This is a genomic window from Mesorhizobium sp. M7A.F.Ca.US.007.01.2.1 (assembly GCF_003998165.1).
Taxonomy (GTDB): Bacteria; Pseudomonadota; Alphaproteobacteria; order Rhizobiales; family Rhizobiaceae; genus Mesorhizobium; species Mesorhizobium ciceri.
The window spans coordinates 1-12,386 of the sequence record NZ_RZQP01000188.1; the positions used below are offsets into that span (position 1 = coordinate 1).

Sequence of the window (12,386 nt, forward strand, 5' to 3'; positions counted from 1 at the left end):
ATAAGACATATCATATGAATAGTATGAAGAATAACAAATCTTTCAGTATGGCGCGTACGTCGAGAGTCGCGGTGGCGGTTTCCAGCGGCTCCACCGCTCTGCATGCGACCGTCGTCGAGCAAATCGGATTGCGCATCGTTCAAGGCGATTTCCTGCCCGGCGAGGCACTGCCCAATGCCGACGATTCAAGCGAGATGCTGGGGGTCAGCCGCACGGTGCTGCGCGAGGCGATCAAGGTGTTGGCGGGCAAGGGGCTGGTCGAATCGCGGCCGAAGACCGGCACAAGGGTGCGTCCTCGTGCCGACTGGAATTTCCTCGACCCGGACGTCCTGTCATGGCGCTATGCCAGCGGTGTCAGCGCCGACGATGTCCGGGCGCTGTTCGAATTGCGCAGGGCCATCGAGCCGATGTCGGCAGCGCTTGCGGCCCAGCGCGCCACGCCAGCGCAGATCGCCGAGATCAATGCAGCTCTGGTCGAAATGGAGGCGGTGGTCGACGACGGCGACCGCTTCGCCAAGCCTGACCTTTTGTTCCACCAGACCATACTGCGCATGACCGGCAATGAGCTGATCGGCTCGCTGGCGGCACTGGTCGAAACCGCATTGGTGACGAGCTTTCGTCTTTCCAACGACAATCCGGAAGGGCAGCGCCCCTCATTGCCGCTGCACCGGGAAGTCGCCGAAAAGATCGCCGCCGGCGACGCGACCGGCGCACAAAAGGCGCTGCTGGTCCTCATCGACAATGCCGAGGAGGACGTGCGCCGCAGTGTCGAGAACCGCAACAAGCGCCGCCAGAATCGGGAGCTGGCATCGTGAGCGACACCAAACGCAAACTGCGGTCCGAGGCCTGGTTCGGCGGTGAGGGCAAGAACGCCTTCATGCACCGCAGCTGGATGAAGAACCAGGGCATTCCCGCCGACGCTTTCGACGGCCGCCCGGTGATCGGCATCTGCAACACCTGGTCGGAATTGACCCCATGCAACGCGCATCTGCGGGCGCTGGCCGATCACGTCAAGCGCGGCGTCTATGAAGCCGGCGGCCTGCCGCTCGAATTTCCGGTGATGTCGCTGGGCGAAAGCAACATGCGCCCCACCGCCATGCTGTTTCGCAACCTGGTCAGCATGGATGTCGAGGAGTCCATCCGCGGCAATCCGATCGACGGCGTCATCCTGCTGGTCGGTTGCGACAAGACCACGCCGGCGCTGCTGATGGGGGCTGCGTCGTGCAATCTGCCCACCATCGCCGTTTCCGGCGGGCCGATGCTCAACGGCAAGTTCCGCGGCCAGGACATCGGCTCGGGCACGCATGTCTGGAAATTCGCCGAGGAGGTCAAAGCCGGCCGCATGCCGGTTGCCGACTTCCTCGCCGCCGAGCAGGGCCAGAGCCGATCGGCGGGCAGCTGCATGACGATGGGCACCGCCTCGACCATGGCCAGCATGGTCGAAGCGCTCGGCATCGGCATGCCGGACAATGCCGCGATCCCGGCGGTGGATTCGCGCCGTGGCGTGCTCGCCCAGATGGCCGGACGCCAGATCGTCGATCTGGTGCGCAGGGACGTGACGATCGCGGAGATCCTCACCAGGCAAGCGTTCGAGAACGCCATTCGCGTCAACGGCGCGATCGGTGGCTCGACCAATGCGGTGCTGCATCTGATCGCCATCGCCAACCGGATCGGTGTCGATCTCAGCCTCGAAGACTGGGACCGCCTAGGTCGTGACGTTCCAACTATTGTCGATTTGATGCCGTCGGGCCGGTTCCTGATGGAAGATTTCTACTACGCCGGGGGGCTAGCTGCGGTCATGGCGTCGCTTGATGAAGTGGGGCTTCTTCATCGCGACGCCATGACCGTCAGCGCCAAGACCATCGGTGAATTGATCGACGGCGCGCCCAACTACAACAGCGAAGTGATCCGCCCAATGAGCGAGCCGCTGACCAAGGAAGGGGGCATCTCCATCCTGCGCGGCAATCTGGCGCCTGACGGCGCGGTCATCAAGCCGTCCGCGGCAACGCCCGAGCTGATGCAGCATCGCGGCAAGGCGGTGGTGTTCGAAAACATCGAGCATTACTACGCCCGCATCGACGATCCGGAGTTGGATATCGACGCCTCCTCGGTGATGGTGCTGAAGAACTGCGGGCCGCGCGGTTATCCCGGAATGGCCGAGGTCGGCAACATGCCGCTGCCGGCCAAACTGCTCAAGCAAGGCATCTCCGACATGGTGCGCATTTCGGACGCGCGCATGAGCGGCACCGCCTACGGCACCGTGGTTCTGCATGTGGCGCCGGAAGCAGCCGCAGGCGGCGCGCTGGCGCTGGTGCGCGACGGCGACCTCATCGAGCTCGACGTCGCCGGCCGCCGGTTGGAACTTTTGGTGTCGGAAGAGGAGCTCGCCATCCGCCGGCGTGACTGGAAGCCGCCGGCGTCGCCGGAGGGCGGCTACCAGAGCCTTTATGTCGAGCGCGTGCTGCAGGCCGACAAGGGCTGCGATTTCGACTTTCTCGTCGGCCGGCGCGATGCCGGCATTCCTCGGCATTCGCACTAGAGAGGCGCGCGATGACGGATGAAATCGGCTACGCGATCTATCCAAGCCTCAAGGGCCGCAGCGTGTTCATAACCGGCGGCGGCAGCGGCATCGGCGAAAGCCTGGTGCGCCATTTCTGCGCCCAGGGCAGCCGCGTCGCCTTCGTCGACATGGCCGAAGAACCATCCCAACGTCTGGTCGGCGCGATTGCGGCCGAGGGACATGCCGCGCCGCTGTTCATTCCCTGCGACCTGCGCAACGTCGAAGAGTTGCAGGCGGCAGCCGTGCAGGCAATGCAGCACAATGGCCCCATCCAGGTGCTGTGCAACAATGCCGGCAATGACGACCGCCACCAGACCAAGGATGTGACGGTTGCCTATTGGGACGACCGCATGGCGGTCAATCTGCGCCACCAGTTCTTCGCGGCGCAGGCGGTGCGTCCGCAGATGAGCGCGCTGGGCGGCGGCTCGATCATCAACTTCGGCTCCATCACCTGGATGGTCGGCGATCCGGATTGCCCAGCCTATGTCACCGCGAAAGCGGCTGTATACGGCATGACGCGGGCGCTGGCCCGCGAACTCGGCCCCGAGCGCATCCGCGTCAACTGCATGGTGCCGGGCTGGGTGATGACAGAGCGCCAGATGCGCCTGTGGTTGAACCCGGCCGGCGAACGCCAGATCGCGGAAAGGCAGTGCCTGCCCGACCGGCTGCAACCCTCCGATATCGCGCGCATGGCGCTGTTCCTGGCCGCCGACGACAGCCGCATGTGCACGAGCCAGCAGTTCATCGTCGATGCGGGCTGGGTGTGACCCGTACGGCTTCAAAGGAAGAAGGTTAGTTCATGCGTCTTGTTCAGTTCAGAATGGCCGACGGCAGCAGAGGGGTTGGCCGTGTCTGCGATGACGGCAATCATCTGCACCCTCTCGAGGAGACCAGCAGCGTGCTGGAGCTGGCCGAAGCGGCAATCGCCGAGGGCACGTCGATCGCAGCGCTGGTCGAGAAGCGGACCGGCAGCGCGACGATCGACTACGACCAGCTGTTGCGCGACGGCCAGGTGCTCGCTCCGGTCGACCATCCCGAACCGGCGCGCTTCCTGGTCACCGGCACCGGCCTCACCCACACCGGAAGTGCCGCCGCGCGCAACCAGATGCATGTTCTGACCCATGGCGAAGGTGCCGACGAATCCGATTCCTTGAAAATCTTCCGCATGGGGCTGGAGGGCGGCAAGCCTGGCGCCGGCAAGATCGGGATTCAGCCAGAGTGGTTCTTCAAGGGCGTCGGCACCTGCGTTGTCCCGCCCGGCGCGCCGCTGCCGATGCCGGCATTCGCGAAAGCCGGTGCAGAGGAAGCCGAGATCGTCGGGCTTTATGTCAATGGACCCGATGGCCATCCCTATCGCATCGGCTATGCGCTCGGAAACGAATATTCCGACCACGTGACGGAGGGCGAGAACTACCTTTATCTCGCCCATTCCAAGCTGCGCTCCTGCTCGATCGGTCCGGAACTGCTGATCGGTGACCTGCCCGAAGAAGTGCGCGGCCATTCGCGCATCCTACGCAACGGCACTGTTATCTGGGAGCAGGAGTTCCTGTCGGGTGAAGCGCACATGTCGCACTCGATCGCCAATCTCGAACACTTCCATTTCCGCTACCCGATGCACCGCAGGGCGGGCGACCTGCACGCCTATTTCTTCGGCGCGGCGGTGATGAGCTACGCCTCCGGCGTCAAGACGGCTTCCGGCGACGAGTATGAAATCCAGGCACAGACGTTCGGCAAGCCACTGCGCAACCGGATGGTGTCGGTGCCGGACGAGGGACTGGTCGCTGTTACCCAGCTGTGACGGCGCAGGCCCGAAAATTACGGTCCACCAGAACGATAATGGGAGATTAAAAATGGGACTGAAGAAAGCGTTTCTAAGACTAGCGACAATCGGGCTCAGCATCGGCCTGATGACATCGGCGGCGCTCGCCGCGAACCTTCGGGTACTGGCCTGGGACGGCTACGCCGATGCCGACTGGGTCAAGGACTTCACCGCCGCGACCGGCATCGGCGTCGATGTCGTCTTCATCGGCAGCGACGACGAGATCTGGGCCAAGATCAAGGGCAGCGAGGGCCAGGACTTCGACGTCTTTGCTGTCAACACCGCCCAGTTGCAGCGCTACATCAAGGCTGACCTGGTGTCGCCGATCGACGTCACCAAGCTCGCCAACCAGAAAGACGTGCTGCCGCGCTTCCGCGACCTGACGGCGGTCAGCGGCGTGACCAAAGACGGCAAGGTCTACGGCATTCCGTTCTGCTTCGACTCCATCGGCCTGATCTACGACACCGACAAGGTCAAGCCGGCGCCGACCTCGATGTCGGTTCTGTGGGACCCGGCCTACAAGGGCAAGGTGCTGGCGTATGATAATGGCGAGCACAATTTCTCGTTCACCGCACTGACGCTCGGCTACAAGGATCCGTTCAACCTCAACGAAGAGCAGATGGCTGCAGTCAAGGCCAAGCTGGTCGAACTCAAGCGCAACGTGCTCAGCTTCTACACCACCGCCGACGAGGCGCAGCAGATCTACCAGAACAATGATGTGGCCCTGATCTGGGCCAATTACGGCCAGCAGCAGGTCAAGGCGCTGCAGAAGATCGGCGCCCATGTCGCCTACGTCAATCCGAGCGAGGGCGCGCTTGCCTGGCTCGACAACTGGGTCATTTCCAAGGGTGTCCGTGATAATGCGGCAGCCGAGAAATGGATTGATTTCATGCTGAGCAAGAAGGTCGGCGGCGAGCTTTCCGAGCGCACCGGCTTCGGCAACACGGTGACGGAAACCGGCAGCGCCGGCGGCAACGACAAGCTGGTCTGGCTCAACAATGTCGAGGACCCGCTCAAGCGTTCGGACATGTGGAACGAGGTCAAGGCAACGCCCTGATCTTTCCGCACCATGCCTTCGAAGGACCCGGCGGTCCGGAGTTCCGGACCGCCGAAGCGTATGCGAGAGTATTTCATGAACCAGAACACCGACCTCTTGACGCTGCGGTCCGTCTCGAAATCCTACGGCACGGTCCCCGTGCTGCACGACATCGACCTGTCGATCAAGGACGGTGAGTTCCTCACCGTTCTTGGACCCTCCGGCTCCGGCAAGACCACGGTACTGCGGCTGATCGGCGGGCTGGAACCGCTGACGTCGGGCGAGATACGCCTGGATGGGCAAGACATCAGCCGCATGCCGATCAACCGGCGGCCGTTCAACACCGTGTTTCAGGACTATGCGCTGTTCCCGCACCTGACCGTTTCCGGCAATGTCGGCTACGGGCTTTCGGTTCGCCATGTCCAGCGCAAGGAAATCGCGCGCCGAGTCGCGGAGGCGCTGGAACTGGTCCAGCTCGGGCGTTTCGCCGACCGCTTTCCGGCGCAGCTCTCCGGCGGCCAGCGCCAGCGCGTCGCACTCGCCCGTGCGCTGATCTGCCAGCCGCGCCTGATCCTGCTCGATGAGCCGCTCGCCGCACTCGACCTCGAACTGCGCCGGCAGATGCAGGTGTTCCTAAAGTCCATCCAGCGCGAAATCAGGACCACCTTCCTGTTCGTCACCCATGACCAGGAAGAAGCCATCGGCATGGCCGATCGGATCTGCGTCATGGAGGCCGGCCATATCCGCCAGCTCGGCACGCCGCACGACCTTTACTACAGACCGGATTGCGAATTCGTCGCGCGTTTCTTCGGCGAGAACAATCTGGTGGCCGGGAAACTCGGACCGGTCCAGGGCGAGCTGCGATCGATCGAGACGGCGCTCGGGCGCCTCATCTGTTCGATCAGCGACCAGCCGCATTTGAAAGCCGCAGCGGAAGGCGCCAGCGCTTACGCCGCGTTCCGTCCAGAAGCCTTGCACCTTGCAGATGCAAAGGACACCGACAACCGTTTTTCCGGCACGATCTCCGATCTGGCCTTTGCCGGCTCGTCGACCGTCGCCACCATCGCGGCCGGCCCCGGCAATGCCGCGCAACGCTTGCGGCTGCGCGTGCCAAGCCGGGTCGACGGCAGCGCGCTCAGATCCGGCGAGGCCGTATCGCTTTCCTTTGCGCCGCATGAAGGCCATCTGGTGCTGGCATGAGCGAAGCCGGATCGACACTGCCTGCGGAAAAACGGCTGTCGCTGCTGGTGACGGTGCTGGCGTTTGCCTTGCCGGTGGTCTTCGTCCTGGTGCCGCTGGCGATCTTCCTCGGCTACAGCTTCTTCAGCGTCGACCAGGGCACGATCGTCTACGGCTTTTCGCTGGGCAATTATGTCAGGTTCTTTACCGATCCGGTCTTTCTGCCGGTGTTCTGGAACACCATCGTGCTGTGCGTGTCGGTGGCCATCGTCTGCATCCTGCTCGCCTATCCCGCCGCCTATTTCCTGACGACGCTGAAAGGGCGCTGGCGCTATGCCTTGCTGATGCTGCTGCTGGTGCCGCTGCTGATGAGCTACGTCATCAAGATCTATGCGATCCGCAGCATCCTCGGCCTCAACGGCTTCCTCAACAAGGCACTGGTGGCGCTCGGTATCCTGCAGGAACCGTCGACGCTTTTCGTGTTCAATATGAACGCTATCCTTTTGACGCTGACCCTGCTCTTGATCCCCTTCGCCATCCTGCCGATCTTCCTGTCGCTGGAGCGGATTCCGCAGGTGCTGCTGCGCGCATCCGACGATCTCGGCGCGAGCGGCTTGCAGACCTTCCTGCGCATCACCTTGCCGCTCAGCCTGCCCGGCGTCGCTTCGGCGGCGAGCTTCGTCTTCGTGCTGGCGATCGGCGATTTCCTGACGCCGCAGATGGTCGGCGGGATCAGCGGCTTCACCTTCGGCCGCATCCTCTACAGCCAGTTCGGCACGGCCTATAACTGGCCGTTCGGCGCGGCGCTGTCGGTGGCGCTGGCCGTCGTGGTGATCGCCGCAATCCTCATCGGCGAACGCTTTGGCCGCAACCCGGGGACTTCGGCATGAGCGCCCTGCCCCGACTGTCCACGATCTTTCTGGCCGCGATCACGACACTGGTTGCGGTCCTGCTCTACAGCCCGCTGTTCGTGCCGATCGTTTCGTCGTTCTTCACCATTTCGCATGGCTCCGTCGACTGGTCGTCGCCGACGCTTGCGACCTATGTGGCGCTGGCTGAAAACCACGACATATTGGCCGCTCTGCGCACGACGCTGATCGTCGGCGTCTGCACCGTCATCCTGTCGGTGGTCAGCGGAACGCTGCTGGCGCTCTATTATCATGGGCGCCGTTCCGGACGCTCGCTGCTGCAGTTCATCATCTTCCTGCCGTTCCTGATGCCGCCGATCATCAGCGGCCTGGCGCTGCTGATCTTCTTCCGCGAGATCGGCCTCGAACGCTCGCTGCTGACGGTCGTTATCGGCCATACGGTTTTCGTGCTGGCGATCGTCTACCGCACGGTGCTGACGCGGCTGCAGTCGATGAGCCGCACGCTGGTTGAAGCGTCCTACGATCTCGGTGCCACGGGCTGGCAGACCTTCTGGCGCATCATCCTGCCGAACCTGTCGAGCGCCATGGTCGGCGGCGCCATCCTGGCCTTCGCCCTGTCATTCGACGAGACCATGATCACCATCCTGGTCACTGGCACGCAAAGCACGCTGCCGGTCAGGCTGTGGGCGATGATGCGGCTTGGCTTCTCACCCGACATCAATGCGCTGGTGGCGCTGATCCTGATGTTCACCGTGCTGCTCTGCGTGCTCGCCGCCCGCTTTCTCATCCCCAGGCAAGTTGCGACGGAACGGACGTGAGTGCCGGGCAAGAGCGCCGCAATGAGGCAGCCATATTCTTGGCCCGGCATCGATGCTGACATAATCGATGCCGGACCAAACGGAATGATGCTTACTGAAGCTTGGCCTGCAAGGCGTTGACATCGTCGGTGGTCATTTCACCGTCCGTCGCTACCTTGCCGTCGACGATCTTCCACAGCCGGAACGGGCCTGTGATGTCGCCATATTTATCGAAGGCGACCGGGCCGATGACGCCTTCGTAGCGGATCGGCTTGCCGTCCTTGATCAGGCCGAGCGCCTTGGCGAACTCTTCCTTGCCAGCAAAGATCGGCGTGCCGGCCGGATCGACCGCCTTGTACATCGCGTCCTTGATCTTGGCCGGGTCCTCAGAGCCGGCAATGGCGATGGCGAGGCCAACAATCGCGCCGGCGTCATAGGAACGGTCGGCTGCCGGATTGGTCGGTTCGATGCCGGAGAATTCCTTATAGTTCTTGGTGAAATACTCCGTCGAGGCCGTCGGGCTGGTGCCGGACGACGTGCCGTAGGCTTCCTTCAGATAGTCGGCGCCGACGGATTCGATGAAGTCCGGGCTGTTCATGCCGTCATTGAGCAGGAATTTCTGCACGCCGCCCTGCGAGATCCAGGTGCGGGCGACCGTGGCGCCGTCGACCGGTGTGCTGACGAGGTAGAGACCGTCCGGTTCACCGGCCATTGCCGCGGTGACTTCGGAGGCATAGCTCGACTGCTTTTCATTGTAAGGCGTGTCGGAGACGATGGTGCCGCCGAGCGCTTTGTAGGCACGCGAGAATTCGGCCACCATGTTGACGCCGAAATCGTTGTTGACGTGGATGATCGACAGCTTCTTGAAACCCTTGTCGATGGCATATTTGGCGGCGGCGACACCCTGCAGCGCATCCGAGGTGATGGTGCGGAAGAAGATGCCGTTGGTCTTGCCGTCGCGGCCGAGCGCGGTCAGCGTCGGCGAGGACGATGCCGGGGAGACCTGGACGATCTTGGCCGGTGCCGTGACCGATGTCAGGATTGGGATCGACACCGAAGAAATGATGCCGCCGATGATCACAGGCACTTTCTTGACCTGCACAAGCTGAGTGGCGGCGTCGACCGCGATGTTGCCCTGGCTCTGGCTGTCGCGCGTGTCGGTGACGAGATCGCAGCCGCGCACCCCGCCGGCTCCGTTGATGTCGCGGAAGGCCATCTCGACCGACTTGGCGCCGGCCTGGCCGTATTCGCCAGCCGGGCCGGTCAGCTCCATGACGAGGCCGACGGTGATCTTGCAATCGGCGGCTTGCGCAGCACCCGCCATCGTGACGAGAGCGAGCGCTGTGGTGAGTTGGAGTATCGTCTTTGTCATTGTTGTTCCCCTTTCGTTACTCGACTGTATTTGAATTCTGTAGCCTGTTCAGCGTTCCGGCACCTGCAGCCAGGTTTCATGCAGATGTCGCCATTCGACGCCGTTGGGCGCCGATGAACTGGTGGTGAAGACGGCGCTCGATTGACGGCGGCTGTGCTTGCCTGCGCGCAGCTGCGCTTCGACATAGAGGACGACGATGGTATCCGCGTCCTGCCAGCCGGGCCGGATGTCCTCGATCGAAATGGCGAAACCATCGTCGCAGGAAGCACGGCTTGCGCGGACATGGTCGACGACCGCTTCGCGATCGAGGATCTGCCCGTCCGGCGCCACCATGCTGAGGTCCTTGCCCATGGCGCGTTCGAAGCGGCCGAAGTCCACCGTGTTGGCTCGCGCGGCGACGAACCAGTCGACGAAGAAGCGGTGCAGGTCGATGATTTCGGCGCTGGCGCGTGAAAACAGGGAGGGTTCGCCGCTCATTTCTTCCCCGCATTGAGGTTGTAATGCATGATCGAACCGTGGCGGCCGCGGCGGTCGCGTTCCAGCGTGTAGACGTCACCTTCGAGGCCGGTGCCTTGCGCGATGACGGCCGCAATCCGCTCCCGGTCCTCGGCGTCGAGCGCAACGTCCATGATTTTCGCATTGGCAATGGCGTGGGCCTGGTTGCGGGCGCCGACGATGACCGCCGCCACTTGCGGCTGCTCCAGCACCCAGGCGCTGGCGATGGTGGCGACGTCAACGCCGTGGCGGTCGCCAACGGCCTTCAGCGCCTGCAGCAGGTGCTGGAACAGCTCCCAGCCGCCAAAATCGTCGATGATCAGCTTGTACTTGACCAGCGAGCGGTTTTCGAGCGGCGTGGCGGGCTCGGCCGCACCGAGCCATTTGTTGCTGAGGAAGCCGCCGGCGACTGAGCCATAGCAGAGGAAGCTGACGCCGTTCTGTTTTGCGAGCGCGGCCAGGCTGCTGCCCGGGCGCTGGTCGAGCACGGAATATTGCAGTTGCTGGCTGACCAGTGGGATGCCGGCAGCGAGTATCTCGGCGAGCCTTGGCGTGTCGAAATTGGTGGTGCCGAGATTTCGCACCTTGCCCTCCAACCGAAGCTCGTTGAGCCAGCCCATGGCATCGACATAGCGCGGCTGTTCATAGTCCCACCAATGGAACTGCACGAGATCGAGCCGCTCGGTCTTCAGCCGCCGCAATGACTGGTCGATGATGCCCCTGATGTAGTCGCGGCTGATACTGGCCAGCCGTTCGAGGTCGGGCACCAGCTTGGTGTGCACCTTCATCCTGGCCGCGACGTCGAGGCCGCGCTCGCTGGCCAGCCGCAGGCGCGCGGCACCGATCAGCTCCTCGACGCCGGTGTAGATGTCGGCGCAATCATAGGTCCAGATGCCGGCATCGAAAGTGGCGATCAGATCGGCCACCGCCTGGCTGCGGTCAATGGCGCCGTGGCCGCCAGCCAGCTGCCAGCCGCCGCGAATGACGCGCGAGATGGTGTAGCCGGGGCCGAGTTCGAAGGTCTTGGCGGTCATCTAAGGTCATCCTCTTTCGGCAGCGGCACCGCCGTCGTCTCGGCGTGGCTGAACCGCCGCTTGGCCGCCCTGACGATCCGCAGCCGGCTGCCGCAATTGGGATCGGGACAAGCGATCTCGGCGTCCGAGGTCATCCAGTCGTTCGGGTGGGTTGGGCGCTGCTTGGCTGCCAGCAGCGGCAACACGGCGGCGATCGAATAGATCGAAAAACCCTGCCCTGCCGGCATCGACAGCATCTCGCCCTTGAGCTCGAAATAGTCGCCTTCTTTGGCGCCGCAATAGATAGGTTTGCCCTTGGGGATGACCGCCTCGACGCGAAGGTCGAACAGCTCGAAACCGTCGTCGGCCATGTCAGGCCTCCATCAGGCTGAAGGTGATATCGCAGGCGCCGTTGCGGCGGATGACACCGCACGCGGAGGCGAACCGGTCACGCTCTTCGACGCGCACCTGCGCCACCACACTGCCGGCCAGCCAGCCTATCGGGAACAAGAGCCGCGCGCCCTGCCCGTAGTAGAGGCCAATGTCGAAGATCGCATTGGGATTGCCGCCCCACATGCGTGGCGGCACGTAGGACAGTACGATGTCGCCCGGCTGCGGGTTCAGCGTCGCGTTCTCGGCCGGCAACGGTTTTGCATAGGCCTGGCCCTCGAGGTCGGCTGATGGAACCGGACAGGAAATCTCAGGCCCCGTCCACATCGCATGGATGCCCGGAACAACGCGTGGCGTGCCGAGATAGGCCAAGAGGAAGACAGCGTTTTCCGGCGCCTTCTCGGGCAGCAGCAATGCCGTTACGGAAAGCTGCGAGCGCGGCTCGGTGATCCTGATGGCGGTCATGTCTGGTCTTTCGCGGCGGCGGCCTGCAGCTTGCTGCGCAGGAAGGTGAAGGGTCGGCTGATGTCGGCGACCAGCGACTCGCGCGCCGCCTGCGCATCCTGCGTGGACAGCGCCGTGACGATGCGGCGGTGATATTGGGCGGTGTCGACCTCGCCGGCTTCCGAGAAGGCGTAGATGGCGACACGAATGCAGGGACCCGATTGCAGCCACAGGCTCTCGATCATCGGGATCAGCACGGCCGAACCGCAGGAGCGGTAGATCTCGAAATGAAAGCTCTGGTTGAGCGTCACTTCGCGGTCGACGTCCTTCTTGTGTTTCAAAGCCCGCATCTCGTCCCATTCGGCGAGGATGGTTTCGATGGTGGCGATCTGGCGCGGACCCATGCGGGCGG

14 protein-coding genes are annotated in these 12,386 nt (G+C 63.4%); 8 read left to right on the forward strand and 6 right to left on the reverse strand.

Annotated elements, in window-relative coordinates; genetic code table 11:
- Positions 1-23: 23 nt before the first annotated feature.
- From EN949_RS26175 to EN949_RS26210, 8 genes are all read left to right on the forward strand, one after another.
- A complete protein-coding gene (locus EN949_RS26175; protein WP_063171586.1) occupies positions 24-815 on the forward strand; it encodes a FadR/GntR family transcriptional regulator in 792 nt (263 codons plus the stop codon).
- A complete protein-coding gene (locus EN949_RS26180; RefSeq protein ID WP_127370777.1) occupies positions 812-2,539 on the forward strand; it encodes an IlvD/Edd family dehydratase in 1,728 nt (575 codons plus the stop codon). The genes EN949_RS26175 and EN949_RS26180 overlap by 4 nt, the downstream gene beginning before the upstream one ends.
- An 11-nt stretch (positions 2,540-2,550) precedes the next feature.
- Positions 2,551-3,327, forward strand: coding sequence for an SDR family oxidoreductase (locus tag EN949_RS26185; RefSeq protein ID WP_127367182.1), 777 nt, complete (start codon positions 2,551-2,553; stop codon positions 3,325-3,327).
- A gap of 32 nt (positions 3,328-3,359) precedes the next feature.
- Positions 3,360-4,358, forward strand: a complete 999-nt coding sequence (araD1, locus tag EN949_RS26190) for an AraD1 family protein (protein ID WP_127367183.1) — start codon at positions 3,360-3,362, stop codon at positions 4,356-4,358.
- Between the two features lie 52 nt (positions 4,359-4,410).
- Complete coding sequence (locus tag EN949_RS26195) at positions 4,411-5,436, forward strand: ABC transporter substrate-binding protein (protein ID WP_127367184.1); 1,026 nt, start codon at positions 4,411-4,413, stop codon at positions 5,434-5,436.
- 75 nt (positions 5,437-5,511) lie between these two features.
- Positions 5,512-6,615 carry an ABC transporter ATP-binding protein gene (locus EN949_RS26200; protein WP_127370776.1) on the forward strand — a complete coding sequence of 368 codons (1,104 nt, stop codon included), beginning with the start codon at positions 5,512-5,514 and terminating at the stop codon, positions 6,613-6,615.
- Positions 6,612-7,484: an ABC transporter permease gene (locus tag EN949_RS26205; protein WP_013532973.1), complete on the forward strand. Its 873-nt coding sequence runs from the start codon at positions 6,612-6,614 to the stop codon at positions 7,482-7,484. Before EN949_RS26200 ends, EN949_RS26205 begins: the two co-directional genes overlap by 4 nt.
- Positions 7,481-8,281 carry an ABC transporter permease gene (locus tag EN949_RS26210; RefSeq protein ID WP_127366329.1) on the forward strand — a complete coding sequence of 267 codons (801 nt, stop codon included), beginning with the start codon at positions 7,481-7,483 and terminating at the stop codon, positions 8,279-8,281. Before EN949_RS26205 ends, EN949_RS26210 begins: the two co-directional genes overlap by 4 nt.
- A 91-nt stretch (positions 8,282-8,372) precedes the next feature.
- Here the strand turns inward: EN949_RS26210 and EN949_RS26215 are convergent, their stop codons facing one another.
- The 6 genes from EN949_RS26215 to EN949_RS26240 form a co-directional block, all read right to left on the reverse strand.
- Complete coding sequence (locus EN949_RS26215; RefSeq protein ID WP_013532975.1) at positions 8,373-9,632, reverse strand: ABC transporter substrate-binding protein; 1,260 nt, start codon at positions 9,630-9,632, stop codon at positions 8,373-8,375.
- 48 nt (positions 9,633-9,680) lie between these two features.
- Positions 9,681-10,109 (reverse strand): DUF4440 domain-containing protein, encoded by a 429-nt coding sequence (locus EN949_RS26220; RefSeq protein WP_064995060.1) that lies wholly within the window; start codon positions 10,107-10,109, stop codon positions 9,681-9,683.
- Positions 10,106-11,161 (reverse strand): aldo/keto reductase, encoded by a 1,056-nt coding sequence (locus tag EN949_RS26225; RefSeq protein WP_127366328.1) that lies wholly within the window; start codon positions 11,159-11,161, stop codon positions 10,106-10,108. The genes EN949_RS26220 and EN949_RS26225 overlap by 4 nt, the downstream gene beginning before the upstream one ends.
- Positions 11,158-11,511 carry a TIGR04076 family protein gene (locus EN949_RS26230; RefSeq protein WP_127366327.1) on the reverse strand — a complete coding sequence of 118 codons (354 nt, stop codon included), beginning with the start codon at positions 11,509-11,511 and terminating at the stop codon, positions 11,158-11,160. The genes EN949_RS26225 and EN949_RS26230 overlap by 4 nt, the downstream gene beginning before the upstream one ends.
- Position 11,512: 1 nt before the next feature.
- Positions 11,513-11,995: a DUF3830 family protein gene (locus EN949_RS26235; RefSeq protein ID WP_127366326.1), complete on the reverse strand. Its 483-nt coding sequence runs from the start codon at positions 11,993-11,995 to the stop codon at positions 11,513-11,515.
- Positions 11,992-12,386: FCD domain-containing protein (locus tag EN949_RS26240; RefSeq protein ID WP_164782549.1), on the reverse strand; the 395-nt coding region annotated here is incomplete at its 5' end. The genes EN949_RS26235 and EN949_RS26240, both read right to left, overlap by 4 nt.

Bases quoted from the DNA above. Each gene is read 5' to 3' on its own strand.
- EN949_RS26175 (WP_063171586.1), top strand. From the start codon at position 24: ATGAAGAATAACAAATCTTTCAGTATGGCGCGTACGTCGAGAGTCGCG.
- EN949_RS26185 (WP_127367182.1), top strand. From the start codon at position 2,551: ATGACGGATGAAATCGGCTACGCGATCTATCCAAGCCTCAAGGGCCGC.
- araD1 (WP_127367183.1), top strand. From the start codon at position 3,360: ATGCGTCTTGTTCAGTTCAGAATGGCCGACGGCAGCAGAGGGGTTGGC.
- EN949_RS26195 (WP_127367184.1), top strand. From the start codon at position 4,411: ATGGGACTGAAGAAAGCGTTTCTAAGACTAGCGACAATCGGGCTCAGC.
- EN949_RS26200 (WP_127370776.1), top strand. From the start codon at position 5,512: ATGAACCAGAACACCGACCTCTTGACGCTGCGGTCCGTCTCGAAATCC.
- EN949_RS26205 (WP_013532973.1), top strand. From the start codon at position 6,612: ATGAGCGAAGCCGGATCGACACTGCCTGCGGAAAAACGGCTGTCGCTG.
- EN949_RS26210 (WP_127366329.1), top strand. From the start codon at position 7,481: ATGAGCGCCCTGCCCCGACTGTCCACGATCTTTCTGGCCGCGATCACG.
- EN949_RS26215 (WP_013532975.1), bottom strand. From the start codon at position 9,632: ATGACAAAGACGATACTCCAACTCACCACAGCGCTCGCTCTCGTCACG.
- EN949_RS26220 (WP_064995060.1), bottom strand. From the start codon at position 10,109: ATGAGCGGCGAACCCTCCCTGTTTTCACGCGCCAGCGCCGAAATCATC.
- EN949_RS26225 (WP_127366328.1), bottom strand. From the start codon at position 11,161: ATGACCGCCAAGACCTTCGAACTCGGCCCCGGCTACACCATCTCGCGC.
- EN949_RS26230 (WP_127366327.1), bottom strand. From the start codon at position 11,511: ATGGCCGACGACGGTTTCGAGCTGTTCGACCTTCGCGTCGAGGCGGTC.
- EN949_RS26235 (WP_127366326.1), bottom strand. From the start codon at position 11,995: ATGACCGCCATCAGGATCACCGAGCCGCGCTCGCAGCTTTCCGTAACG.